Origin of the sequence: Aestuariispira ectoiniformans, assembly GCF_025136295.1 — a bacterium.
GTDB lineage: Bacteria > Pseudomonadota > Alphaproteobacteria > UBA8366 > Aestuariispiraceae > Aestuariispira_A > Aestuariispira_A ectoiniformans.
Genome location: NZ_CP062788.1, coordinates 1,512,111 through 1,536,535 on the forward strand (window position 1 = coordinate 1,512,111; position 24,425 = coordinate 1,536,535).

22 protein-coding genes and 1 riboswitch are annotated in these 24,425 nt (G+C 57.3%); of the genes, 15 read left to right on the forward strand and 7 right to left on the reverse strand.

Annotated elements, in window-relative coordinates:
• The first annotated feature begins 229 nt into the window (after window positions 1-229).
• The 3 genes from IF205_RS07290 to IF205_RS07300 all read left to right on the forward strand — a co-directional run bounded on the left by IF205_RS07290 (window position 230) and on the right by IF205_RS07300 (window position 2,367).
• On the forward strand, window positions 230-805 hold the full coding sequence (locus IF205_RS07290) for a GNAT family N-acetyltransferase (protein WP_259782626.1): 576 nt from the start codon (window positions 230-232) through the stop codon (window positions 803-805).
• 140 nt (window positions 806-945) lie between these two features.
• Window positions 946-1,500: a helix-turn-helix transcriptional regulator gene (locus IF205_RS07295; protein ID WP_259782627.1), complete on the forward strand. Its 555-nt coding sequence runs from the start codon at window positions 946-948 to the stop codon at window positions 1,498-1,500.
• A gap of 102 nt (window positions 1,501-1,602) precedes the next feature.
• Entirely contained in the window at window positions 1,603-2,367 is a 765-nt protein-coding gene (locus tag IF205_RS07300; RefSeq protein WP_259782628.1) for a transporter substrate-binding domain-containing protein, read from the forward strand.
• Window positions 2,368-2,471: 104 nt separating this feature from the next.
• On the opposite strand, the gene IF205_RS07305 is transcribed toward IF205_RS07300, so the two are convergent.
• The 4 genes from IF205_RS07305 to IF205_RS07320 form a co-directional block, all read right to left on the reverse strand.
• Window positions 2,472-2,849 (reverse strand): helix-turn-helix domain-containing protein, encoded by a 378-nt coding sequence (locus tag IF205_RS07305; RefSeq protein WP_259782629.1) that lies wholly within the window; start codon window positions 2,847-2,849, stop codon window positions 2,472-2,474.
• Between the two features lie 174 nt (window positions 2,850-3,023).
• The gene (locus IF205_RS07310) at window positions 3,024-5,705 is read right to left on the reverse strand and encodes a bifunctional acetate--CoA ligase family protein/GNAT family N-acetyltransferase (protein ID WP_259782630.1); all 2,682 of its coding nucleotides are present in this window, start codon (window positions 5,703-5,705) and stop codon (window positions 3,024-3,026) included.
• Window positions 5,706-5,881: 176 nt separating this feature from the next.
• Window positions 5,882-6,256, reverse strand: coding sequence for a helix-turn-helix domain-containing protein (locus IF205_RS07315; RefSeq protein WP_259782631.1), 375 nt, complete (start codon window positions 6,254-6,256; stop codon window positions 5,882-5,884).
• Window positions 6,257-6,540: 284 nt separating this feature from the next.
• A complete protein-coding gene (locus tag IF205_RS07320; RefSeq protein ID WP_259782632.1) occupies window positions 6,541-7,251 on the reverse strand; it encodes a GntR family transcriptional regulator in 711 nt (236 codons plus the stop codon).
• Between the two features lie 126 nt (window positions 7,252-7,377).
• Between IF205_RS07320 and eutB the strand changes: the two genes are divergently transcribed.
• From eutB to IF205_RS07355, 7 genes are all read left to right on the forward strand, one after another.
• Window positions 7,378-8,352, forward strand: coding sequence for a hydroxyectoine utilization dehydratase EutB (eutB, locus tag IF205_RS07325; protein ID WP_259782633.1), 975 nt, complete (start codon window positions 7,378-7,380; stop codon window positions 8,350-8,352).
• A complete protein-coding gene (locus IF205_RS07330; RefSeq protein WP_259782634.1) occupies window positions 8,345-9,337 on the forward strand; it encodes a cyclodeaminase in 993 nt (330 codons plus the stop codon). The genes eutB and IF205_RS07330 overlap by 8 nt, the downstream gene beginning before the upstream one ends.
• A gap of 35 nt (window positions 9,338-9,372) precedes the next feature.
• Window positions 9,373-10,560, forward strand: coding sequence for an ectoine hydrolase DoeA (gene doeA, locus IF205_RS07335; RefSeq protein WP_259782635.1), 1,188 nt, complete (start codon window positions 9,373-9,375; stop codon window positions 10,558-10,560).
• 33 nt (window positions 10,561-10,593) lie between these two features.
• Window positions 10,594-11,586 carry a N(2)-acetyl-L-2,4-diaminobutanoate deacetylase DoeB gene (gene doeB, locus IF205_RS07340; RefSeq protein WP_259782636.1) on the forward strand — a complete coding sequence of 331 codons (993 nt, stop codon included), beginning with the start codon at window positions 10,594-10,596 and terminating at the stop codon, window positions 11,584-11,586.
• Window positions 11,587-11,595: 9 nt separating this feature from the next.
• On the forward strand, window positions 11,596-12,069 hold the full coding sequence (locus tag IF205_RS07345; protein WP_259782637.1) for an Lrp/AsnC family transcriptional regulator: 474 nt from the start codon (window positions 11,596-11,598) through the stop codon (window positions 12,067-12,069).
• A gap of 147 nt (window positions 12,070-12,216) precedes the next feature.
• On the forward strand, window positions 12,217-13,710 hold the full coding sequence (locus tag IF205_RS07350) for an NAD-dependent succinate-semialdehyde dehydrogenase (RefSeq protein ID WP_259782638.1): 1,494 nt from the start codon (window positions 12,217-12,219) through the stop codon (window positions 13,708-13,710).
• Window positions 13,711-13,739: 29 nt separating this feature from the next.
• Complete coding sequence (locus IF205_RS07355; protein ID WP_259782639.1) at window positions 13,740-15,122, forward strand: aspartate aminotransferase family protein; 1,383 nt, start codon at window positions 13,740-13,742, stop codon at window positions 15,120-15,122.
• Window positions 15,123-15,241: 119 nt separating this feature from the next.
• On the opposite strand, the gene IF205_RS07360 is transcribed toward IF205_RS07355, so the two are convergent.
• From IF205_RS07360 to IF205_RS07370, 3 genes are all read right to left on the reverse strand, one after another.
• Window positions 15,242-16,366 carry an osmoprotectant NAGGN system M42 family peptidase gene (locus IF205_RS07360; RefSeq protein ID WP_259782640.1) on the reverse strand — a complete coding sequence of 375 codons (1,125 nt, stop codon included), beginning with the start codon at window positions 16,364-16,366 and terminating at the stop codon, window positions 15,242-15,244.
• Window positions 16,367-16,458: 92 nt separating this feature from the next.
• Window positions 16,459-17,019: a methylated-DNA--[protein]-cysteine S-methyltransferase gene (locus IF205_RS07365; protein WP_259782641.1), complete on the reverse strand. Its 561-nt coding sequence runs from the start codon at window positions 17,017-17,019 to the stop codon at window positions 16,459-16,461.
• A gap of 100 nt (window positions 17,020-17,119) precedes the next feature.
• Window positions 17,120-17,596, reverse strand: a complete 477-nt coding sequence (locus IF205_RS07370; protein WP_259782642.1) for a 6,7-dimethyl-8-ribityllumazine synthase — start codon at window positions 17,594-17,596, stop codon at window positions 17,120-17,122.
• Between the two features lie 82 nt (window positions 17,597-17,678).
• A riboswitch (FMN riboswitch) is annotated at window positions 17,679-17,831 on the reverse strand.
• 248 nt (window positions 17,832-18,079) lie between these two features.
• Here IF205_RS07370 and IF205_RS07375 point away from each other — a divergent pair.
• The 5 genes from IF205_RS07375 (at window position 18,080) to IF205_RS07395 (ending at window position 24,416) form a co-directional block, all read left to right on the forward strand.
• A complete protein-coding gene (locus IF205_RS07375; RefSeq protein WP_259782643.1) occupies window positions 18,080-19,342 on the forward strand; it encodes an imelysin family protein in 1,263 nt (420 codons plus the stop codon).
• Between the two features lie 82 nt (window positions 19,343-19,424).
• Window positions 19,425-20,891, forward strand: a complete 1,467-nt coding sequence (locus tag IF205_RS07380) for a di-heme oxidoreductase family protein (protein ID WP_259782644.1) — start codon at window positions 19,425-19,427, stop codon at window positions 20,889-20,891.
• A 28-nt stretch (window positions 20,892-20,919) separates the two neighbouring features.
• The gene (locus IF205_RS07385; protein ID WP_259782645.1) at window positions 20,920-21,990 is read left to right on the forward strand and encodes an imelysin family protein; all 1,071 of its coding nucleotides are present in this window, start codon (window positions 20,920-20,922) and stop codon (window positions 21,988-21,990) included.
• Window positions 21,990-23,111 carry a DUF1513 domain-containing protein gene (locus IF205_RS07390; protein WP_259782646.1) on the forward strand — a complete coding sequence of 374 codons (1,122 nt, stop codon included), beginning with the start codon at window positions 21,990-21,992 and terminating at the stop codon, window positions 23,109-23,111. Before IF205_RS07385 ends, IF205_RS07390 begins: the two co-directional genes overlap by 1 nt.
• Window positions 23,112-23,153: 42 nt before the next feature.
• Window positions 23,154-24,416 (forward strand): di-heme oxidoredictase family protein, encoded by a 1,263-nt coding sequence (locus tag IF205_RS07395; protein ID WP_259782647.1) that lies wholly within the window; start codon window positions 23,154-23,156, stop codon window positions 24,414-24,416.
• The last annotated feature ends 9 nt before the right edge of the window (window positions 24,417-24,425 follow it).

The following is a 24,425-nucleotide window of genomic DNA, read 5'->3' on the forward strand; positions in this document are numbered from 1 at the left end:
TACTTTTACAAATTCATTAAGTCAAATATTAAATACAACATGAAAATTGGTGTGTTATTGCTAAAGATACACCCATACGGCATAAGATTGAATATCTCAAGAAATATATACCTATACGTGTAAAACCTGCAGAAAACATCGGTTTTTATGCATTCCCGCTACGCGGTAGTCGGGCGTTATGGTTTCTTCCATATGCTGATTGTTTCAGCCGTATTGTTAGGAGAAAACGATGACTAAAATGCAGACTATCGAAGTGAAAATCGCTGAAACCCTGGAGGACCTGGAGGCGGTTTACGCAGTTCGCCGAAAGGTTTTCATGATGGATGATGACAATGAACCCGAGGAAGAGCAGTTCGACGGTAACGATCTGGTTGCCACGCATCTGCTGGCAATGATGGACGGAAATGTTGTCGGCACCATGCGTTTGCGCATTATCTCCGCTGCCTGCGGCGGGGTGATGATCTGGGAGCGCCTGTCAATCCTGAGGGAAGTACGAGAGTCAAACCCTTGGGTTTTTAAGAAACTTGTGAATGCTGCCCAGGAGTATAGGAAGATGATGGGCGTTGAGAGCGTCATTGGGATTGTCGAGAACCCCCGTTTAATGGCTGTTTGGAGGCGAATGGGCTTTCATCAAACCGGTGAACAACCTTTGGTTTATCGTGGGCATAAGTATGTGCCTATGGCTCAACGCTTTGGAGCCGAGTTAAAGGTTGAAGAACTTCCATCTTTACGCGAAGCTGTATTGACGGTACCTAAAGTATTTTCGGAACGGCAATTGCTTCAGGGTGAAACGAGGGCTCATTGACGAGTAGCGCTGAAATGCTTGCGAGATTTGCTCGGGCGGAAACGCCCGAGCAAATCCGTGACCTGTTTTTGGAGATGGGGTTCTCAGGAGTTCTGTTCCAGCGTTGGTACGCTGGGGTCATGGACAACTGGGAAGGCACGATGCCGCCAGGGTTCCTTGAACATTATTACGCTACCCAGCTTTATAAATGGTGCCCGGTTGCACGTGCCATTCATCAGTGGCGGCGCGACTATACCTTTGCCGAGGCCCGCGCCGCAATTCTGGTTGGGGACCCCCGAGCGGAAAAAGCTGAACGGCTTTTTTCCAATTTCGGTATTAGTGATGGCGTGGTGTTATTCTCCGGGCGAAACTCGCTGCGTTCCGCCACAGTGCTGATGTCGCGCTTACCCGTTGAGCAGACCTTCACAACGCACGGCCCCATGCTGGCCTATGCGGCGCGCTGTCTTGAGCGGATTCTGCATAGTGGTAACGCGACCCTGGAGCGCATTACCCGCGATGACCCGCGTTTGTCTGAAACGCAGGAACGTATCCTGCAGATGCAGATCGAACATCCCGAATTCACGATGGCGGAGATGGCCGAATTGTTGGGGATGTCGGTGAAGACCTTGCGGTCCCATCATGAGAAGATTGCCAAGAAGACGAATGTCAGCAATTTCGCCGGTGCGGTTGTAGAGCGCATGACGCGGGCGCTTTGATCAGGGCGTTTCAATGGATATTCCTGATTGTTTCCATACGATTAGATAGACTATAAACCTTTGAATTTCGTATTTTCGTACAAAGGTTTAGGGGGGATGTGGATGAAGCGGATTTCAATCTGGGCGGTTGCCTGTCTTTGTCTCTTTGGTTTTGTGGGTGCTGCGCAGGCGGAAGAACCGTTGCGTGTTGCCATCGAAGGGGCATTCCCGCCGTTTTCCTATATCGCGCCGGATGGATTGCAGGGCTTCGATGTTGATATCGCCCATGCCCTGTGCGAGGCGCTGGAGCGGCCCTGCGAATTGAAGCAGCAGCCCTGGGATGGAATGATCCCCGGCCTGAGAGCCCAAAAATACGACGCAATCGTCGCGTCCATGTCGATCACGAAAGAGCGCCAGAAGCTGGTTGATTTTACCCGGCCCTATTGGTTCGCTGCATCGCGTTTCATTGGTTTGAAAGACACTTTTGAGGGTGACAGTCCCGCGGATTTTGCCGGTAAGACCATCGGCGTACAGCGCGGGTCGATCCAGGATGATTACATCAGCGCGATGTACAGCGATGTGGACCTGCGCCGCTATGAGAGCCAGGACGATGCGTTGCTGGACCTGACGTCCCGCCGTCTGGATGCCGTGTTGGCCCCGTCCATTTCCGTGCTGGACTTTCTGGCGTCCGAGGACGGCAAGGCGTTTGACTTCTTCGGGAAAGAACATTCCGACCCGGCGTATTTCGGTATCGGGGCAGGCATTGCCGTCCGCAAAGGGGATAAGGCTTTGAAGGAGGCGCTGAATGACGCCCTGGAACGCCTGATGTCAGATGGCCGTTATAAGGCCATCAACGCGAAATATTTCGCCGAAAGCATCGCCCCTTAAGGAAAATAAGGCCGTCACGACGCAGGGATGGATTCAGAGGCAGCCCGCGTCGCGACGGATACCGGTCAGGAAGGCAGGTGCCTCACCCTGGCTGGCGGTCGGTCTTATTTGTTCAGGGATTTGATCAGATTCAGAATCTGGTTCCGGACAACCTGGTCTTCAATGGATTCGATCTGATGGGCAAGCTGGATGGTCCGGCGCGGCAGCACCTTGTCGTCATGCGCCTCGTCCAGGCCATCGAAGAAATAGCTTACCGGCGTCTGAAGGTGCTGGGAAATTTCATAAAGACGGCTGGCACCGATACGGTTGGTGCCTTTTTCGTATTTCTGGACCTGCTGGAAACTAATGCCCAACTTCTTGCCAAGCTGTTCCTGGCTCATGCTTCTTGCAGCGCGGGCTTCACGTACTTTACGTCCGACATGGACATCGGTCGGGTGCGGCATCATATACTCCTTCGGCGGCAATGCACCAGAAAGTGGCATCGCGGTTTTTCAACTGACTATGAAAAAAGCCGAAGGATTTCCCAACGGACTACGGTCGCATCGAGAAAATTTCGACGCACTGTAGCTGTAGCTGAACAAAACACAACCTAAGGAAAGCTTCAAGTTTTATTTCCGAAGGGGGGGCGCCACGCCGGAAAATCGAATATCAGTCTGCTATTCTTCCGTCTTCAGGTGCAGCTCCACAGACCAGATGCCACTTTCCTCCGTTGCATGTTTTTCGAAGTCCAGGCTGTTTGCCAGGGCGAGCATACGTTTGTTTTCCGCCAGGACCTGACCTTTGATTGTGGCGATGCCCTGGCTGCGGCAATGGTCGATCATCTTGTTCATCAATAGCTTGCCCAGACCGCGTCCTTTGATTGTCGAATTCACAATGATCGCGAATTCGGCCGTGACGCGATCGGGGTCGCTGACCAGGCGCACGACGCCCAGGGTTTCTTCCTGGCCCTGCGCATTGTCTGCCACGGCGATGAAGGCCATTTCGCGGTCATAGTCGATCTGGGTCAGGCGGGCCAGTTGGGTGTGTTCGAACTGCCTGATGGCGCCGAAGAAACGGAAATAGATATCCTCCGGCGTCAGCTTGTCGAGAAAGGCGCGATGCTGGGCCTCGTCTTCCGGTCGGATCGGCCGCAGGACCAGCGTCATGTCATCCAGGGATACGCTTTCCTCCAATTCCTGGGGGTAGGGATGAATGACGAGGCGGCTTTCTTCCGGCGCGCAGTCAACGCAGACCCGTATGCGGGCGTCGAGGGCGATGACGCCCTGCGCGTCTGCCAACAGCGGATTGATGTCAATTTCCTCGATATCGGGAAGGTCAATGATCAGTTGGGACAGTTTGATCAGGCTGTCATGGATGGCATCCAGATCTGCGGATTTATGATCACGATATCCTTTCAGGCGCAGACCGATGCGGGTGCGATCCACCAGTTGCCGCGCCAACGACAGGTTCAGCGGCGGCAATTCAATGGCCCGGTCGGCTGTAATCTCGGTCGCGGTGCCGCCATGCCCGAACAGGATCACCGGGCCGAACACCGGATCGGTCTTTGCACCTACAATGATTTCTTCCGATTGCGGGCGTCGAACCATCGGTTGCAGGGTAAATCCTTTGATCGTTGCGTCCGGTTTCAGGCGTTGAACCCGGTTGCGCATGCCGTCCATCACATTGCACAAAATGGGCGCGCTGGTGATATCCAGCACGACACCGCCCACGTCGGACTTATGTGAAATCTCGTCTGACAGGATTTTCAGGGCGACCGGGTAGCCCAGCTTCTGGGCGATCTCGACGGCTTCGTTTTCGTCTGTGACAACCCTGGTCTCCACGGTTGGAATGCCGTAATGCGTAAGGATTGCCTTGGCTTCCGGTTCGCTCAACATCTCACGCCGCTCCGCCTTGGCGTGATCCAGAATGGCACGGGCCGCCATTTTGTCGGGCTGTGTATGATCGGTAATGGACGGCGGCGTTTCTGTCAGCATGGTCTGGTTTTGGTTGAACTCAACCAGTTGCATGAAGGCGTCGACTGCGTCTTCCGGCGACGGGAAGGTGGACAGGCGTGCCGCAGAGAATATCTGCGCGGCCTTGCGCGCCGGTTCCCCGCCCAGCCAGCAGGACAGGACCGGTATCCGGAAGTCTTTCAGTTTTTCTGCCAGTGCCTCGGCAATTTCCGTGGTCGGGACAATGGCGGTCGGGGCCTGCAATAAAAGGACGGCGTCGATCTCCTTGGCCTTTGTCAGGGCATCGAAACAGGCCGCATAGCGTTCTGCCGGGGCGTCGCCGATAATGTCGATCGGATTGCCTCTGGACCAGTTGGACGGCAGGACCGCATCCAGCTGTTGAATTGTATCGTCCGACAGCGGTGCAAGACGGGCGTCGTGACGGCTCAGCGCGTCTGCAGCCATCACGCCGATACCACCCCCGTTGGTGACGACGGCGAGACGATTGCCATGCAGCCGGATGCCCCGGCCAAGCAATTCTGCCGCATTGAACAGGTCCTCGACCCGATCAACCCGGAGAAGGCCGGCACGGCGAATGGCGGCTTCGTAAATGTCGTCCGCACCGGCCAGGGCGCCGGTGTGGGAGGCCGCGGCTGCCGCACCGTCGGCGTCGCGTCCGGATTTCACGATGATGACCGGCTTGTTTCGGGCCGCGGCACGGGCGGCGGACATGAACTTCCGCGCGGAGGTGAGCGATTCCATATAGAGAAGCACGGCATGGGTATGCGGATCGCCACCCAGGAAATCGAGAACGTCGCCGAAATCCACGTCCCAACAGTTACCAAGCGATACGAAATGGGAGAAACCGACTTCCTTTTCCTTCGCCCATTCCAGGGCGGCGGTGGCCAGCGCGCCCGACTGTGACACAAAGGCGACCTTGCCCGGCGCGGAAATGGTCGGGGCAAAGCTTGCGTTCAGGTTGATATGAGGGGAAAGGATACCGACGCAATTGGGGCCGAGGATACGAAGGAGGTAGGGCTTTGCGGCGTCCAGGCATTCCTGACGGAAATCCCTGCCGTCTTCCTCGATCATCTCGAAACCGGCGGTCAGGACAACGGCGGCGCGGGTGCCCCTTTCGCCCAATTGTCTGATCAGGTCCGGTACCGTCTTCGGTGGTGTGCAGATTATGGCAAGGTCGGGCGCAAGAGGCAGGCTTGCCACATCCGGATAGGCGAGGACGCCGGAAACCGTATCGTAATGCGGATTAACCGGCAGGATCGGTCCGTCGAAGCCGGAGATCAACAGGTTGCGCATCACGGTCTGGCCCACGCTGTGCGGGCGTTTGGATGCGCCGATTACGGCGACGGATGCCGGATTGAACAAATGTTCCAGATTGCGGATGGTCATCGCAAAGTCTTCCCCGTTGCTTAGGCAGCCATATCTTGGACCAGCACTATTACACTGATTTGATGGGGAGGACCTGAACCTGGATCAATTCTTTCGGGGCGTTTAGATGATTTTCCCGCGGCGGAAGGGAAGGGCAGAAAACTGCCCGCCCTTGAGCCACGATGTCGTTTCCGATGTTACAGCGTAGAATCGGCAGTCTCGTTCAGGTCGCGTTGGAGCCGGGCGACATCCGCCTCGATTTCATAGAGCAATTGGGACAGGCGTTGCTGCATCCCCAAAGCCTGCTCGACCTTTTGGGCGATATGGCTTGTTTCGGTCATGGTGTCATCGATGGACGGATGGTCCACGCCACCTTCCAGAAGCCAGCGGGTGGAGATACCCAGCACGCCGACCAGCATGCTCAACTTGTTCGCGCGCGGTTCGCTGCGGTCGCTTTCCCAGTTTTTCAGGGTCGACGGTTTGACGGCCATGCGGCGGGACAATTGGGAGATCGTATAACCCTTTGCAATTCGTGCCTGTTCGATGCGGCTGCCCAATGTGTCGTGGTCCATGGTGATACTCCCTAAATAAAATTTCTCTTATAGCGTGTGCCGAACTTGCGGTTCAGACACGCGTAAAAGCGTCTGATTTTTGTGAATTTGGGTTTTGCGGTCGGGAAAAGGTGTCGGCAAAGATAAGTGCGTGGTTCACGCAAGGCCGATTTCGAATGTCCCGCAGAAAGACTGGAAGGACATGCCCGTATGGGTTCCCCTTAGAGGTCATGGCCGTACCCTAGAATTACAACCAATGCCTGTCAAGGGAAGGTCCGTGAATTAATTGTTATGGTATCTTTTCTTTAATTATCAATTGGTTGATCGATTTGTTTTTGTTCTTCGTAGCGTCTCAGGCGGAAGAAACTCATCGAGACATGGCTGCGCCACAATAGCCCGACGCTGACATAGTCACCCAGTTCCATGGCCGTCAGAAGGTCGGAGATCTCGCCACGGAATCGGGCAATTTCTGCGGGTAGTTCTTCGACGGGAACGGTGGTCAGCCAGATGCGGGTCGTCAGGAGGTGAAGTCGTATCGTGACTTCGCGTAAAGGTTTGTTTCCGATCAGGTCGGAGACCTCGTTGAAGACATCCAGGTTCAACCGGGCAAAGCCTTTCGGGTCGGGCGCGCTGACAAGTGTGTCGCAATGGCGAAGGCAGGTTCGCAGGCGTTCAATATCCCGGCGCGTACGCGGGCGTGGGTCCAGCAGGCCGATCTGTTCGGCCAGCGCCATCCTGAATTTGTACACTTCTTCCAGAGCCTTGAAATCCACATCGGTGACAAAGGTGCCGACGCCATGGCGGCTTTGGACAAGTCCTTCGACTTCCAGGCGGTTCAGGACACTGCGGATTGGTGTACGGCTGACGTCAAAATCCTCCGCCAGTTCGTCTTCCGACAGGCGTTCGCCCGGCTGATAGTCCAGCAGGCAGATCCGGTCGCGAATTTCGCCATAGATTCTATCGAACCTTTCCTGGGCTTTGCTGCGGCGCTGTCTTGGCGTGACGTTATTTGGCATTTTTTGTCGCTTTTAAGATAGAAGTATACATTGTGAGTGATTTTGGAAGAAAATCGCGTAGAAAATGGTTGAATACGGATAATGATGTATACATCATGCGTCCGTCACAGCCAAGAGGGTCGGGCGATGATTACCTTGCAGTCTGTTTTTTCGGCGCGGGAACGCATTCGGGATGTCGCGGTTCAAACACCGCTGACGCCGGCGCATAGTCTTTCAGTGAATGGACGGGATGTTCGGCTCAAGCTGGAGACGACCCAGCCGATCGGCGCCTTTAAAATTCGCGGCGCAGCGAATGCAATCGCCTGTCTTAATGATAAAGAGCGCGCCGCCGGGGTTGTCTGTACCTCCACGGGTAATCATGGACGTGCCGTTGCCTATGCCGCCGCCCGGATGGGGATCAAGGCAACCATTTGCATGTCTTGTCTGGTGCCCCAGAACAAACTGGATGCGATTGCGGCGCTGGGCGCGGAAATTTCCATTATCGGTAACAGCCAGGACGAAGCGCAATTAGAGGTCAATCGCCTCGTGGCCGAAGAAGGTATGACGGAAGTCCCGCCCTTCGACCATGCCGATGTGGTGGCCGGGCAGGGCACGATTGCCCTGGAAGTTATGGAGCAATTTCCTCAGGTCGACACCTTTCTGGTGCCGTTGTCGGGCGGTGGATTGCTGGCGGGGATCGCGATTGCGGCCAAGGCGATCAATCCGGATATCCGGATCATTGGCATTTCGATGGAACGCGGCGCGGCGATGGCGGCCAGCCTGAAGGCCGGAAAGCCCGTGGAAGTACGGGAAGAGGAAACGCTGGCAGACTCGCTTGGCGGCGGCATCAACCTGAACAACGCCCATACATTTGAGCCGGTTCGCCGCCTTGTCGATGATGTGGTCCTGTTGAGCGAGGCGCAGATTGCCTATGCCATGGGGCATCTCTTCTGGAAGGAAGGCTGGGTCACCGAAGGGGCAGGGGCCGTGGGCGCCGCCGTCCTGCTGGACGAATTAAGTGATAAGATGGGTGGGAATGTTGCCGTCATCCTCTCGGGCAAGAATGTGGATATGACCGTCTTTCACCGGGTGGTATCGGATTGGGAGGAGCGCAATGCCTGATATTACGATTCTGACCGAAGACCAGCTACGCGAACAGGTGCATCTGGATCGCAGTCTGGTGGACGTGGTTGCCGGTGCGTTCAGCCGCTTGGCGGAGGGCGGCGTTGTCATGCCCCCGATCCTCAGCATGGAAATCGAGGAAAAACACGGCGAGGTCGACGTCAAAACCGCCTATGTACCGGGGCTGGATGGCTTTGCCATCAAGGTCAGTCCTGGGTTTTTCGACAATCCAAAACTGGGCCTGCCGAGCCTGAACGGCCTGATGGTCCTGTTCAGTTCGGAGACCGGCCTTGTGAAGGCGGTCCTGCTGGACAATGGCTATCTGACTGACCTGCGCACGGCGGCCGCCGGTGCCGTCGCGGCCCGGGCGCTTGCCCCGGAAAAGATGACGACGGCGGGTGTGATCGGTACGGGCCTGCAGGCGGAACTGCAGATCAAGGCTTTGAAGCTGGTGCGCGACTTCGACGACCTCGTTGTCTGGGGCCGGGACCGGTCCAAGGCTGAAGATTATGCGAAAAAGATGACCGCAGACCTGGGCTGTCCTGTTCGTGTGGCGAACAGCGTTGAGGATTGCGTAACATCCTCACAGGTTGTTGTGACGACCACGCCGTCCCGGGAGCCGCTGATCCGGGCCGAATGGCTGCATCCGGGGTTGCATATCACGGCCATGGGATCGGATGCGGAGCAGAAAAATGAACTCGCCCCGGAGGTTCTCTCCAAGGCTGACGTTTACGTCTGCGACCGGCAGAGCCAGTGCAGCAGTCTCGGCGAATTGCATCATGCCGTTGCGGCCGGGGCTATCGCCGCAGACAGGGTTTTCCCCGAATTGGGGCAGGTGCTGACCGGCCAGAAGGCTGGCAGGACAAATGACGACCAGGTGACCGTTTGTGATCTAACCGGCACCGGCGTTCAGGACACGGCGATTGCGACTGTGGCCTATGACCGCTGCGCTGCGGCGCAAGGCGGTACAGTAATAAAAACGTGATTTTGGTAATTGATCTCTAACAGGGAGTGACGGGCATGGCGCAGGAAAATGGCGTCGAGTTGAACTTCAGCCGTGAAGAATACAAGGCGCGGTTGGACAAAACCCATCGGGCGATGGAAGCTCAGGGGATCGATCTGATGATCGTGACCGACCCATCCAATATGGCCTGGCTGACAGGGTATGACGGATGGTCTTTTTATGTGCACCAATGTGTCCTCGTCCCGGCAGGCGAAGAGCCGATCTGGTATGGCCGCGGGATTGACGAGAATGGTGCCAAGCGCACGGTCTATATGGCTGCCGACCGGATCATGGGATATCCGGACCATTACGTACAGTCGACCGAACGTCACCCGATAGACCACCTGTCCGGCATTATCGAAGGCAGGGGTTGGGGCAAAGGCACAGTCGGCGTCGAATTGGACAACTATTATTTCAGTGCAGCCTGCTATGAATCGCTGAAAACCCATCTGCCGAATGCCACCTTCAAGAACGCCAATGCCCTGGTGAACTGGCAGCGCGCGGTGAAATCCAGCCAGGAAATCGCCTATATGCGCGTGGCGGCCCGGATTATCGAAAAGATGCATAACCACATCTTCGACATCATGGAACCGGGCATGCCCAAGAATATGCTGGTGGCGGAAATCTATCGCACGGGCATCGAGGGCGTTGAAGGCTTCGGTGGTGACTATCCGGCGATTGTGCCTCTGTTGCCGACCGGCGCGGACGCCAGTGCGTCCCACCTGACCTGGGATGACAAGCCGATCCCGGCCGATACCGGCACATTCTTTGAAATTGCCGGTTGCTACAAACGCTATCACTGTCCGATTTCCCGCACGATCTATCTGGGCAAGCCGCCGCAGAAGTTCCTGGATGCGGAAAAGGCCCTGATCGAGGGGATCGAGGCGGGCCTGGAAGCAGCCAAGCCCGGTAATTTCTGTGAAGATATCGCGGCTGCCCTGAATGGCGTTCTGAACAAATACGGTATCGTCAAAGACAACCGCTGCGGCTATCCGATCGGGCTCAGCTATCCGCCGGATTGGGGCGAGCGCACCATGAGCTTCCGTGCCGGTGACCGCACCGAACTGGTGCCGGGCATGACCTTCCACTTCATGCCGGGGCTTTGGTTCGACGACTGGGGGCTGGAAATCACGGAAAGCATTCTGATCACCGAGAATGGTGTGGAATGCCTGGCAAACCTGCCGCGTAAGCTTTTTGTGAAATAGCGGGGCTATCCCGTCAGTAGAGAGGGTGTCACCATGCGTCCTTCACCAGTTGTAGCCACTGTTGATTTTGATCAGGAGGGCGTCCAGCACGGCTTCCTGCAGCTTCCCTATTCCCATGACGGCTCCGCCTGGGGCTCGATCATGACGCCGATTACCGTCGCCAAATCCGGCGACGGTCCGACGGCCCTGATCACCGGGGGTAACCATGGCGACGAGTATGAAGGGCCAATCAGCCTGTTCAAACTCGCCGCCGAAATTCAGGCCTCCGATATCAATGGTCGTGTTATCATTGTTCCGGCAATGAACTATCCGGCCTTCCGGGCGGGAACGCGTACCTCGCCCATCGACAAGGGCAACATGAACCGCAGCTTCCCGGGTGATCCCGAAGGAACCGTGACGGACAAAATTGCGGACTATTTCCAGCGTGAATTACTGCCCATGGCGGATTACGTGCTGGACCTCCATTCCGGTGGCAAGACACTGGATTTCGTGCCTTTCGCAGCCGTCCATGAGTTGGAAGACAAGGAACAGCAGGCCCGCTGTGAGGCGGCGATGCTGGCCTTTGGTGCGCCCTATTCCATGATCATGCTGGAGATGGATGCGGTCGGCATGTATGACACTGCCGCCGAGGATATGGGCAAGGTCTTCGTGTCCACAGAGCTTGGCGGCGGCGGTTCGGTGACCGCCCGTTCCGTGCGGATTGCCGACCGTGGGTTGCGAAACTTCCTCGCCCATGCTGGTATCCTGAAGGCTGACGTCATCCAGAGCCCGACCATGCACCTGGATATGCCCGACCCGGATTGTTTCATCCTGTCGGTCAATGCGGGGTTGGTAGAGTTTTGTGTCGATCTGGGGGAATCCGTCAAAGAGGGGGATGTGATCGCCCGGATTTATGATTGTGAACGCATCGGCGGCTGGGCCTATGAATATCCGGCCAAGCGCGATGGCATCCTGGCGACACGGCATTTCCCCGGGCTGATCAATACGGGGGATTGTATCGCTGTGGTTGCGGTGCCGGTAGATTAAGGGGAAGCAATGATCAAACTGGACGAGCGTGATATCAAGATCCTGGCAACTTTGCAGCGGGATGGACGTATCACCAAAGCGGCGCTGGCAGATGAGGTCAACCTGTCGCCAAGCCCCTGTTGGGAGCGGTTGAAGCGGCTGGAAGAGATTGGCCTGATCGAGGGCTATCATGCTCGTCTGGATCTGGGCAAGCTGACCCGGTTTACGACGGTGCTGGTGGAAGTAACCCTGCAACGCCATCAGGCCGAGGATTTCGAGAAATTCGAGACCTATATCAAGGATCGGCCCGAGGTGTTGGACTGTTGGGCGACCGGCGGTGGAATCGACTATATGTTGCGGGTCGTGGCAAAGGATGTCGACGCCTATCAGCGCATCATCGTGGCCATGCTGGAGGATGATATCGGTATCGACCGCTACTTCACCTATATCGTCACCAGCCGGGTGAAGGAAGCGACCGAAATTCCCCTCGATCAGCTTCTGTAATCCGGCAGAAGAAGATTCTGCATTTAACCTTTGTCTGTAAAGACGATCCCACCTAACTCACCCATGCCTTCGAAAACACATTCTCCTTATCTTCCTTTAGGTTAATGCCCAATCTAAGAAACCTTAAAAGAGGATAAGGAGGGCGTCATGGCGGTGCTGCGTGCCAAGCATGAGGATTTCGAACCGCGGTTAAGCGGTCTGCGCGATCCGCGCCTTTTGCGAGACCTGGCTTATGTGAATGGTCGGTGGATTGCGGCTGATAGCGGCCGATCCGTTGCCGTTACCAATCCGTCCAATGGACAGCTTTTGGGCTATGTACCTGACCTGGGCGTGGCGGAGACGCGTGTGGCGATTGACGCCGCGCAGGATGCGTTTGATGGCTGGCGTTCCCTGCTGCCGCAGGAGCGGGCCGGTTATCTGCGCCGCTGGTATGACCTGATCCTTGAAAACAAGGAAGACCTGGCGCTGATCATGACCCTGGAACAGGGTAAGCCGCTTTCTGAATCGCTCGGCGAGATCGACTACGCGGCCAGCTTTGTCGAATGGTATGCGGAAGAGGCCAAACGCGTGAATGTCGAAGGCATCACGCCGCATCTGCCGGATCGCGCCATGACCGTGCGACGGGAACCGATCGGCGTGAGTGCGGCCGTTACCCCCTGGAACTTCCCCTGTGCGATGATTACCCGCAAGGCGGCGGCTGCATTGGGGGCCGGATGCCCGATGGTGGTTCGCCCGGCTAACGAAACCCCGTTTTCCGCAACGGCACTGGCAGAACTGGCGGAGCGCGCCGGAATTCCGTCCGGTGTTTTCTCTGTTGTAACCGGTGACGCCCGCACTATCGTGGGAGAGCTTTGCGGCAACAGACTGGTTCGCGCCGTTAGTTTCACCGGTTCCACCGAAGTGGGCCGTATCCTGCTGGAGCAGGGCGCGCAGACGGTTAAGAAAATGTCCATGGAACTGGGCGGCCATGCCCCCTTCATCCTCTATCCGGATGTGGATCTGGACGAGGCGGTGACAGGCGCGATCGGGGCGAAATTTGCCACCACCGGCCAGGACTGCCTGGCGGCGAACCGCATCTATGTGCATCGCGATGTTTATGATGAATTCGTAGAGAAATTCACGGCGGCAACCGCAGCCCAGAAAACCGGCGACGGTCTGGAAGATGGCGTTGTCCTGGGGCCGCTGATGCATGAGCGCGCTGTTGATAAATGCGTAAGTCAGGTTGCCGACGCCAAAGCCAAAGGCGCGCGGGTGACAACGGGCGGCAAGGCCCATGCGCTGGGCGGCCTGTTCTATGAACCGACGGTCCTGGCGGATGTTACGCCGGAGATGGCGATCTACCGCGAGGAAACCTTTGGCCCGGTGGCAGCGATCATCCCCTTTGACGATACCGATGACGTGGTTGCCATGGCCAACGACAGTGAATATGGCTTGGTGGCCTATCTCTACAGCAATGACCATCGCCGGGTACAGCGTGTGTCCGCCGCATTGGAATACGGCATGGTTGCTGTGAATACGCCCAAGATTACCGGGGCGCCGATCCCCTTTGGCGGCGTCAAGCAGTCCGGGTTGGGACGGGAAGGAAGCCGTCATGGCCTGGAAGAGTATACCGAACTGAAATACGTCTGCATGGCGGTTTGAGACACAAGAAACGAGAAGGATAACGCGAGATGACCGAACATCGTATGAATGACCTGCACGCGATGGACCGTGCATATGTTTTTCACCCGTCGACCCATATGAAGGCGCACGCCCATGGTGAGACGCCGAACCGGATCATCACCGGTGGTGAAGGCTGCTACATCTGGGATGACGAAGGCGTTAAGACCCTTGATGCCTTTGCCGGGCTCTATTGCGTCAACGTCGGCTATGGCCGTCAGACCATTGCGGATGCCATCCATGAGCAGGCCAAACAGCTCGCCTATTATCACACCTATGTCGGTCACGGGAACGAACCGATCATCCGCCTGTCCGAGCGTATCGTGACCAAAGCGCCGAAAGGCATGAAGCGCGTCTATTACGGCATGTCCGGGTCGGATGCCAACGAGACCAACATCAAGCTGATCTGGTATTACAACAACATCCTGGGCCGTCCGGAGAAGAAGAAAATCATCTCCCGCTGGCGCGGTTACCACGGTTCCGGGATCATGACTGGTTCCATGACCGGCCTGGCTGCCTTCCACAACGCCTTTGATCTGCCCAAACCGCCGGTTAAACATACCATGACCCCGCATTTCTACTGGAATGCCGAGGCCGGTGAAACCGAAGAGCAGTTCTCCAAACGTTGTGCGGACGAGTTGGAAAAAATGATCGTGGCCGAAGGTCCGGAAACCGTTGCGGCCTTCATCGGCGAACCGGTTCTGGGCACGGGCGGGATCGTTCCGCCGCCGGCCGGCTACTGGGCTGAAATCCAGAAAGTCCTGAAGAAATACGACGTCCTGCTGGTAGCAGATGAAGTTGTCACCGCCTTCGGTCGTACCGGCAGCTATTTCGGCAGCCAGCATTACGATATGGAACCCGATCTGATCACCATCGCCAAGGGTGTCAGCTCCGGCTATCTGCCGCTGTCCGGCGTGATCGTCGGTGAGCGCGTCTGGAACGTTCTGGAACAGGGTTCCGAGCAGATGGGCCCGATCGGCCATGGCTGGACCTATTCCGCACATCCGGTTTGCGCCGCTGCGGCCAATGCCAACCTGGATATTGTCGATGGCGAAAATCTGACCGGCAATGCGGCAGAGACCGGTGCCTATTTCCAGAAACGCCTGCAGGAAACCTTTGCGGATCACCCGATTGTCGGTGAAGCGCGCGGCGTTGGCCTGATGGCGGCTCTGGAATTCGTTGCAGACAAGGATAAGAAAGAGCGTTTCGATCCGAACCTGAAGGTCGGTCCGCAAATCTCGGCTGCCTGCCTGGAACGCGGCATGATCGCGCGTGCAATGCCGCATGGCGATATCCTGGGCTTTGCACCGCCGCTGGTCGTTACCCCGGCGGAAATCGACAAGATTGTCGATATTGCCAAACAGGCTGTCGATGCGGTTGCCGAGAAACTGTAATACTTCAAGAATCCCTCGACCCTGCGGTCTGTCATAGACTGTTCAGGCAAAAACTTAAAAGTCCTGCAAGGAACCACCCTTGCAGGACTTTCTTTTTTTGTCTCGATGACAGCGTGTGACTAGTCGGTTGACGGGTTGTTCATTTCCGGGAAGTCGCTCAACGGGCCCAGCGCATCCTTGTCACGGTCGAAGAGGGCAGGGCTGCGCATGTAATTGAGCAGCAGCGTCGATAACGCCATCAGCGAATCCATATGGACCCGTTCATGCCCATGGGAGGCATCCAGGCCGAAACAGACAAGGGCGGTGCGGATATCGTTACCCGCCTCAAGGGCCGCTGCCGCATCGCTTCGATAATAGTTGAAGACGTCGCGGGAATGTTCAATCCCGTTGTCCCGGCAAAGGTCGATCAGATGGCGCGTCAGATGCCAGTCGAAGGGGCCGGTCATATCCATCATGGAAATGGTTACACCATATTCGCTGGTATTCTGTTCCGGGGCGAAGGTGCCGTTGTCGACAGAGACCAGTTCGGCCACATCGCCATGCAGGACATGGGATGCCCCGGCCCCCACTTCTTCCGTGATGGTGAACAGCAGATGGCAGTCCATGGGCAGTTCTTCTTTGCCCTCTGCGATTACCTTGGCGGCGGCAAGCATGGCGGCAACGCCTGCCTTGTCGTCCAGGTGGCGGGCGACGATATGGCCGCTCTCGGTGAATTCCGGCCGGGAATCAACGGATATGGTGTCGCCGATATTTACACCAAGGGCGGCGGTTTCCTCTGCACTGGAGGTTTTGGCATCCAGCCGCAATTCCACCTGATCCCAGCGGTTTGGCTGGCTGTCCACTTCCTTGTTGTAGACGTGGCCCGATGCCTTCAGGGGAAGGATTGTGCCGCGAATGGAAACACCGCCATCACAATGCACGGTGCAACGGGCGCCTTCGGCAAAGCGCGACGACCAATGCCCGATCGGGGCAATCCGCAGGCGGCCGTTGGGCCTGATCCATTTGACCATCGCACCCAGCGTATCCAGATGGCCGACAATGGCACGGTCCGGTGACTTGCGGCGGCCCGGCAGGTCCGCGCGGATGGCACCCCGGCGGGTCAGTTCATAAGTAATCCCCATGCTGTCCAGCTCGCCACAGACGCGGTTCACAACCCGGTCGGTCATGCCGGACGGACTGGCCATGGTCAGCAGTTCGTTGAGGATGCCTTTGATATAATCCTGGTCAATTGGACTGTCGCTCATGTCTCTTCCCCCGCATATTTCTTTTATTACCTGCCGCAATGTGGGCGGCATTTTCGGGGCTTGCAACAGTTATAAGCGATGTCTTGCTGTTGTCAGCGCTGGCTATTGTCGTCCAGCAGGTCGAACAGACTGGGCGGTTCGGGCGGCAGTGCGCCCTCGATTTCCAGCAACCGGCGTTTGGTGTCAACGCCACCTGCACCTGAAAAGCCACCGAGGCTGCTTCCCGCCGCCAGCACACGATGGCAGGGGATGATCACGGGGATCGGGTTCCGTCCCATGGCCTGACCGATGGCCTGTGCGCCTTTCGGTTCGCCGACGCGGGCGGCCACCTCACCATAGGTGGCGGTCTGTCCCGGCGGGATTTTTGATATTTCCTGATAAACGCGCCGGTGGAAGTCCGAAACCCCCGTCAGGTCCAGGGGGATGGCGGCAAAGGATATTTTTTCCCCGGCCATGAGCTGTCGCACGAGGTCGATTGCCTGCCGGATGAGAGCCGGTGGTGTGTCGGCCTCAACGGCGTCGATGCCTTTCAGAAGTCTGCCCTTGGTGCGGTCGTCATTGCCTTCGGGGAAACAAAAGCGTGCGATGCCCTGCATCGTCCAGGCAATGCCGCAACGGCCAATCGGGGTTTCGAACAGGGAGAAGGAATACATCGCGCCAGACGTGCTTTGTTGGAAAGGCTGAAAGATTGGCACATTCGCCCTGTCAGGCAAAGGGGAAAGCCCGGCGACGGATGCCGCCGGGCTTGGCCGGTCAGGCGGCGGCTTTCACAGAAGGCATTGCCGTGATCGCCAGGCAGGCATCGGCGGCCTCACGGCCCTTGATCCTGAAATGATCCTGGAAGAACCGGCGATGTTCGTCGGTTTCGTGGAAATGATGGGGTGTCAGGACGGCGCTTAAAACCGGTGTGCCGGTTTCCAGTTGCACCTGCATAAGACCCTGGATGACGGCCTGCGCCACGAAGTCATGACGGTAGATGCCGCCATCCACCACGAAGGCCGCGCCGACGATGGCGTCATATTGGCTGGTTTGCGCCAGTCGTTTGGCTTGCAGGGGGATCTCGAACGCCCCCGGTACGTCGATAATGTCAACCGTTGCACCATTGCCTGTCTTTTCGACGATTGCGGACAGAAATGCCTCGCGGCTGTTGCCCACGATATCCGCGTGCCACTGCGCCTGAATGAAGGCGACTTTCAAGTTTTTAGGCGAATTGGAAGAAATCTGATTCATCGAGAACTCCATGAGTTAAACATTTCGAGAATCAGGGCGCACGACGCACCAACAACGCTGCGAAAAGCAGCGCCAATCAATACGGCGTTCTCTCTCATCCGGACTTTAACCGTCGGCTCCGGAATTACACCGGATCTGCTGACCCTTATCCCATGTGGACCGGGAAAGGCGCTCGCGGGCTTTGGCTGTCGCCATCACCGCCGGTGGGGAATTTCACCCCGCCCCGAGAACTGTTCTGCCGTATGCAGAACCCGATCTTGATAGCGAAACTGCAGGTGTATGGCTACATCAAAAGCGCCATGTTTTTGAAAGGTGGCCGACTTTTCAGCTTCGTGTAATGAGAACTATTTGCAATTATCATTGTAATTGCGAATAAGTTGCGCTATTAACCTCGCGAAAGACGGCCCGCCTGGGGCAGGGTTGTCAGAGGAAATTCACCGGTTTGTGGGCTTCAGGCCGGTACATCCAATCAAGGGGTAGCAGATGAAAAAACTATTTGCAGGCGTGGCGCTTTCGGTTGTCGCCGCCAATCCGGTCCTCGCCGATACGGTCGACAAGGCTGCGGTTCTGACCAACTATTCCAATATTGCCCACGCGGTCTATGAGGATTCTTTGATTACGGCGAAGGCCCTGCAGGTGGCCGTCAACGCCCTGGTGAAAAACCCGAGTGACGAGACCTTGGCTGCGGCGCGCAAAGCCTGGATCGCGGCCCGTGCGCCTTACCAGCAGTCCGAAACCTTCCGTTTTGGCAATTCCGTCGTCGATGACTGGGAAGGCAAGGTGAACGCATGGCCGTTGGACGAAGGTCTGATTGACTATGTCGATGCGTCCTATGGCACGGAATCGGATGAAAACGTTGCCTATGTCGCCAACGTTATTGCCAACGAAAAACTGGTTCTTGGTGGCGAAGAAGTCGACGCTTCCAAGATTACCAAGGAACTTCTGGCGGATAAGCTGCAGGAAGCGGACGAAGTCGAGGCTAACGTGGCAACCGGTTATCACGCCATTGAATTCCTGCTCTGGGGCCAGGACCTGAACGGCACCGGCCCGGGTGCGGGCAACCGTCCGGCAAGCGACTATGACACCAAGAATTGCACCGGTGGTCACTGTGACCGTCGTGCGGAATATCTGACCGTTGCGACCGACCTGCTGGTGGACGATCTGCAGGAAATGGTCGATGCCTGGGACAAGGATGGCGCGGCGCGCGTCGAGGTCATGGCCAATGTTGACCAGGGGCTGGTTTCCGCCTTTACCGGTATGGGGTCGCTGTCCTATGGCGAACTGGCCGGGGAACGCATGAAGCTTGGTGTCATGCTGCATGACCCGGAAGAAGAACATGATTGCTTCTCCGACAACACGCATAACTCCCATTACTATGACGCCAAGGGTATCCAGAATGTTTATCTGGGCAAATACACCCGCGTTGACGGAAGCGTGGTGCAGGGGCCCAGCCTGTCTGACCTGGTTGCCGAAAAAGACAAAGGCGCAGACCAGAACCTGCGCGGCAAGCTGGACGCGACCATGGCGGCCATGACGGTCCTTGTCAAAACCGCAGAAGGCGGTGAAGCATACGACCAGATGCTGGCTGAAGGTAATGATGCCGGTAACAAGATCATTCAGGATGCTGTTGACGGTCTGACTACCCAGACCAAGGCGATTGAAAAAGCCGTGGCGGCCCTGGACCTGTCCGCGATCCAGTTTGAAGGGTCTGACAGTCTGGACAACCCGGACGCCGTTTACAATTAATCCCCTTCCGGGATTGGCAGATTTGGGGGACTGGCGGTGCGTTTTCGCACCGCCGGTCCTCCTGCCGTTTGGAGAAGTTTGTATGCGACAGTATTTCGCATCTGTTTTGTTTGCTGCCGGTCTTGCCCTGACCGGTCTTTCGGCGCAGGCCGAAGTGCTGCCCTGGCCGACGGATTTCGCGAAGGCGCAACCGGGGGAGGATAGTCCCGGCGGCGAGGCATCGCATGGTAAACGGTCTGACCGGAAGGCCTTTTCCTACCCCGCGGATAATCTGCCGTTCGACCGGCGGCTGGATTTCAAGGTCGGCTTCGGCTTTTTCAAAAGACTTTGGGTTTCCGCACCGGCCTCGACCCAGGCGGCGGATGGTCTCGGCCCACTGTTCAATACGCGCTCTTGCCTGCGTTGCCATGTGGGCAATGGCCGTGGCGTCGTGCCGAAGAAGGGGGAGGAGGCAGCATCTCTTTTTTTGCGCCTCAGCATTCCGCCCCAAAACGACGATGACCGCAGGGCACTGGCCTCTCACAGGCTGTCGGTGATACCGGACCCGGTTTATGGCGGGCAGTTGCAGAACCTGTCGATCCAGGGGCACCGCGCCGAAGGGAAAATGGGGCTGTCCTACACGGCTCTGCCGGTGCGGTTGAAAGATGGCTCTGTTATCACGCTGTGCAAACCTCACTATGCAATTGAGAACCCCGCCTATGGTCAGCCCCATCCGGATTTGATGATCTCGCCGCGTATCGCATCGCCGATGATCGGGCTGGGGCTGCTGGAAGCCATTCCGGAGGAAGACCTTCTGGCCCTGGCCGATCCCGATGACGCGGATGGCGACGGTATCTCCGGCAAGCCTAACAAGGTCTGGAGCCGCCACATGAAGAAGGTGGCGATCGGACGGTTCGGCTGGAAGGCGGGAAATGCCACGGTGGACGACCAGAATGCCTCTGCTTTTAGTGGCGATGTGGGGATTTCCTCGCCGCTTTTTCCCGAAGGTTGGGGTGAATGTACCGCCGCCCAGAAGGATTGCCGCGCAGCCCCGGACGGTAACAGCCCGCAGTATGACAATGTGGAAGCATCGGCGCAGATCATGGACCTGCTGTTGCTTTACACACGCAATATCGCCGTACCCCGGAGAGTGAATGCGGGTGACCGCCAGGTGCTTGCGGGCAAGAAGCTGTTCTTTGACAACGGCTGTGCGGCCTGCCATCAACCGGGCTATGTGACTTCGGCAACGGCGGAGAACCCCTACAGCAGAGGGCAGAAAATCTGGCCCTATACGGACTTGCTGCTCCATGACATGGGAGATGACCTTGCGGATCACAGGCCGGAAGGGGAAGCAACGGGCCGTGAATGGAGGACGCCGCCGCTGTGGGGGCTGGGACAAACGGCGCTGGTCAGTGATGGCCGGGAAAGTTATTTACATGACGGACGGGCGCGGACCCTGTTGGAGGCCATCCTGTGGCATGGCGGGGAAGCGGAGAATGCAAAGAACAACGTTGTTGCCATGAACAAGGCTGACAGGGCGGCATTGATCGCCTTTTTGAAGTCGCTGTAATGCCCAAGGACATAAGAAGGATGAAAATATGATCACGAAGACAGTCTCTGCGGCAATCATATTGGCCACTTTGGGTGTCGGGGCCCCGGCCTATGCTGACATTGCCTATGAAAAGGCCAACCATCAGATCGTCGAGGCGCATATCCTGCCCGGTTACACCGCCTTTGCACAAGCCGGTCAGAGGCTGAAAACCGCGACGCATTCCTATTGCGGCGAGGGTGAGACTTCCCTTGATGGATTGAAAGAGGTGATGCAGGGGGCGATGGCATCCTGGCAGTCCATTCAGCATATCCGCTTTGGTCCAATTGCTGAGGAAGACCGTCACTTTCGGATCGAGTTCTGGCCTGACAAGCGGAACATGACCAGCAAGGCGCTTACCTCGCTTCGACAGGATATTGCCAAGGGCGACACTGTGGATGACGAGCGGATCGCGCAGACCAGTGTGGCCGCCCAGGGTTTTCCTGCGCTGGAGCGATTGTTGTATGGCGATAAGGATATTCAGCCCGGCAGTGCCGATTGTCAGCTTGCCGAAGTCATCAGCGATAATGTGGCCGGAATTGCAGATGCGACTTTGAAGGCATGGGGTGATGATGGCTTTGCAGAGCGCAGCCTGAGCGGTTTCGGATACTACCAGGAGCCGAAGGACCTGACCTTTGAACTGTTCAAAGCCTTCAAGACCAGTCTGGAGTGGGTCGAAGACAGCAAACTGCGTCGTCCGTTGGGGGACGATATGAAACATGCCCGCAGCCATCGGGCCGAATCCTGGCGGTCCGCCACGTCGGCGGACCATATTCTCCTCAATATTGACGCAATTGAGGCTTTCTATAGTGCCAACAAGACAGGTGGCTTTGCCGCCCTGTTGCAGGAAACACCGGTAGGGACCGATCTGCATTGGGGCATTCTGGGCAAGCTTCATGAGGCACGGGAAGCGATCCGTAAAATTGACGGACCGCTCTACAAGGCCGTCAAGGATCCTGCGGGGCGTGCGCATATGGAAGATGCCATAGCCGCGCTGCGCGAAATGCGCGAATGGGTCGATACGGAAATGGCGTCTTTGCTGGAGATGCCGCTGGGTTTTAATAGTTTGGATGGTGACTGATGCAATTCTCGATGAACCGCAGAACCTTATTGAAAGCACTGGCGTCGCAGGCTGTATTCGTGCCTTTTGGTGCACGGTTCGGGTTGGCGCAGGATGAGGCATTGTTCATCAGCGCCTATGCGGACAAGGACGACCACATGTGGGTTGGTGGCATTGATGTATCCGGCAAGGAGATCTTTCGTCATGCCCTGCCGGCCCGCGCCCATGGAATGGCCCGCCGTCCCGGCACCCTTGAGGCTGCGGTCTTCGCGCGACGTCCGGGTGACTATGTGGCAGTGATCGACCTGTTCTCCGGCAATACGGTTCACGAAGTTAAGGTTCCTGAAAACCGGCGCTTTTACGGGCATGGCGCATTCAGTCTGGACGGGCGCTATCTTTTCACGACCGAGAATGACTTCGACGGTGAGAAAGGCGTGATCGGTATCTGGGACGCCAAGGATAACTACAAGCGCATTGGCGAGCATAAGGCCTATGGCATCGGTCCGCACCAGATCGAACTCATGCCGGACGGGCAGACGCTGGTGGTGGCAGTCGGTGGTATTCTGACCCATCCGGACGAGGGTCGCCGCAAGCTGAATATTCCGGATATGGAACCGGCGCTGGTTTATCTGGATGCGCGTAGTGGACAATTGGTAAATCGCCTGACCCTGCCGCATAAATATCACAAGTTGAGCATCCGGCATCTGGCCGTCACACGGCAGGGACAGGTTTTCGCCGGTCTGCAGAACCAGGGGCCGAAGCATGAGGTCGTGCCCTTGGCGATTACGCATTTCGGGAAAGGCGAACTGACCTTCCTGGAGGCGGGCCATGATGTCTGGCAGCGTCAGAAAAACTATGTGGGCAGTGTGATTGTCGACAGTGGCAGTGCCGTGGTCGGCATGACGTCTCCGCGTGGCAACTGCATCGAATTCTGGAATATTGAAGATGGCCGCCATATCGGCAGTACATCCATTCCCGATGTTTGCGGGCTGGCCCCGACGAAGGACCTTGGCGTCTTCCTGGCAACCAGTGGCGCAGGCGGGGTTTATCGGATCGACGCATATAGCGGTCGCAACATACATGTGCTTGAACCGCGCGATGACTTCCGGCGTTGGGACAACCATATGCTGCGCATCATATAAGAGCGCTTGATTACCGGCCCATGGGGTCAGTAAAGATAGCCTATGCGTTGGTTTGCAATTCTCTTCCTCTTTCTGATCGCCGCGAAGGCGGCGGCCACTGACCTGCCCGACGCCTTCGGGCGTGCGCGGGACGGGCTGACTGTGAAACAGCAGGCGATTTTTGCGAAGGGGCGGGCCGTCTTCAACCGGGACTGGGTGCCCTATCCAGGCTATCGGGATGATCTGGACGGCCTGGGGCCGCTGTTCAACCGGGTTTCCTGCAGCGGCTGCCATTTCGCCAATGGACGCGGACGACCGCCCCAGACCGAAGACGAGCCTTTTATCTCTATGGTCCTGCGTGTGCATATGGAAAGCAGCCGTAGCAGGAAAATGCATCCCGTCTACGGCGGGCAGGTCAATGACCGTGCGCTGCCGACCGTCCCTGCAGAGGGCGCGCCGCATGTTTCCTATCATGAACAGGCCGGACGTTATCCCGACGGTGCAGATTATTCCCTCCAGGTTCCCACGTATCGGGTTGAAGGCGGTGCTTACGGTCCCCTGGATAATGCCGTCTTTTCCCCGCGGGTTGCCCCGCAATTTGCCGGTGTCGGATTGCTGGCCCGGGTTCCTGCCAAGGTGGTTGAGGCCCTTGCGGACCCTGATGACCGGGATGGCGACGGCATTTCCGGGCGGGTCCGGTATATAGGCAAAGGGGGCGTTGAATATATCGGGCGGTTCGGCTGGAAAGCGGCGCAGCCGACGATCCGGGACCAGACCGTCAGCGCGCTCTATGAAGACATCGGCATAACAAGTGCGGCCCACTCCAGACAGAATTGCCTGCCATCGCAAACCGCCTGTCGGCTCTCTGCCGCACAGGAGGGGCCGGAAATATCCGAAGACGACCTGTCTCATCTGGTGTCCTATCAGATGTGGCTGATGCCTCCGACCGCTGGCACGACCTCTGTGGAGGGCCGTGCGGCCTTTGAGGCGGCCGGATGTGATGCCTGCCACAGACCGGCCCTGCCGTTGGAAGATGGAGGAACGGCTGCCGCCTTCACAGATTTGCTGCTGCATGATATGGGCGACGGGCTGTCTGATGGCGGGGCGAATATCCTGTCACGGGAATGGCGGACGGCCCCGCTCTGGGGGATCGGACATATTGCGCAAGTGAACGGTCATACGCGTCTGCTGCATGATGGCCGGGCGCGGAATGTGGAAGAAGCAATCCTATGGCATGGTGGAGAAGCCCAGGCCTCCAAGGAGGCTTTCATGCGGTTGCCGTCAATGGACCGCAAGGCCGTTATCGAGTTTATCGAAGGATTATAAAAAAAGAGC

Coding starts and splice junctions, on each gene's coding strand:
- IF205_RS07385 (WP_259782645.1), top strand. CDS start 20,920: ATGATCACGAAGACAGTCTCTGCGGCAATCATATTGGCCACTTTGGGT.
- IF205_RS07315 (WP_259782631.1), bottom strand. CDS start 6,256: ATGGACCACGACACATTGGGCAGCCGCATCGAACAGGCACGAATTGCA.
- IF205_RS07370 (WP_259782642.1), bottom strand. CDS start 17,596: ATGAATCAGATTTCTTCCAATTCGCCTAAAAACTTGAAAGTCGCCTTC.
- IF205_RS07350 (WP_259782638.1), top strand. CDS start 12,217: ATGGCGGTGCTGCGTGCCAAGCATGAGGATTTCGAACCGCGGTTAAGC.
- IF205_RS07360 (WP_259782640.1), bottom strand. CDS start 16,366: ATGAGCGACAGTCCAATTGACCAGGATTATATCAAAGGCATCCTCAAC.
- IF205_RS07320 (WP_259782632.1), bottom strand. CDS start 7,251: ATGCCAAATAACGTCACGCCAAGACAGCGCCGCAGCAAAGCCCAGGAA.
- IF205_RS07395 (WP_259782647.1), top strand. CDS start 23,154: ATGCGTTGGTTTGCAATTCTCTTCCTCTTTCTGATCGCCGCGAAGGCG.
- IF205_RS07365 (WP_259782641.1), bottom strand. CDS start 17,019: ATGTATTCCTTCTCCCTGTTCGAAACCCCGATTGGCCGTTGCGGCATT.
- IF205_RS07305 (WP_259782629.1), bottom strand. CDS start 2,849: ATGCCACTTTCTGGTGCATTGCCGCCGAAGGAGTATATGATGCCGCAC.
- doeB (WP_259782636.1), top strand. CDS start 10,594: ATGCGTCCTTCACCAGTTGTAGCCACTGTTGATTTTGATCAGGAGGGC.
- IF205_RS07295 (WP_259782627.1), top strand. CDS start 946: ATGCCGCCAGGGTTCCTTGAACATTATTACGCTACCCAGCTTTATAAA.
- eutB (WP_259782633.1), top strand. CDS start 7,378: ATGATTACCTTGCAGTCTGTTTTTTCGGCGCGGGAACGCATTCGGGAT.
- doeA (WP_259782635.1), top strand. CDS start 9,373: ATGGCGCAGGAAAATGGCGTCGAGTTGAACTTCAGCCGTGAAGAATAC.
- IF205_RS07290 (WP_259782626.1), top strand. CDS start 230: ATGACTAAAATGCAGACTATCGAAGTGAAAATCGCTGAAACCCTGGAG.
- IF205_RS07300 (WP_259782628.1), top strand. CDS start 1,603: ATGAAGCGGATTTCAATCTGGGCGGTTGCCTGTCTTTGTCTCTTTGGT.
- IF205_RS07345 (WP_259782637.1), top strand. CDS start 11,596: ATGATCAAACTGGACGAGCGTGATATCAAGATCCTGGCAACTTTGCAG.
- IF205_RS07310 (WP_259782630.1), bottom strand. CDS start 5,705: ATGACCATCCGCAATCTGGAACATTTGTTCAATCCGGCATCCGTCGCC.
- IF205_RS07380 (WP_259782644.1), top strand. CDS start 19,425: ATGCGACAGTATTTCGCATCTGTTTTGTTTGCTGCCGGTCTTGCCCTG.
- IF205_RS07390 (WP_259782646.1), top strand. CDS start 21,990: ATGCAATTCTCGATGAACCGCAGAACCTTATTGAAAGCACTGGCGTCG.
- IF205_RS07355 (WP_259782639.1), top strand. CDS start 13,740: ATGACCGAACATCGTATGAATGACCTGCACGCGATGGACCGTGCATAT.
- IF205_RS07330 (WP_259782634.1), top strand. CDS start 8,345: ATGCCTGATATTACGATTCTGACCGAAGACCAGCTACGCGAACAGGTG.
- IF205_RS07375 (WP_259782643.1), top strand. CDS start 18,080: ATGAAAAAACTATTTGCAGGCGTGGCGCTTTCGGTTGTCGCCGCCAAT.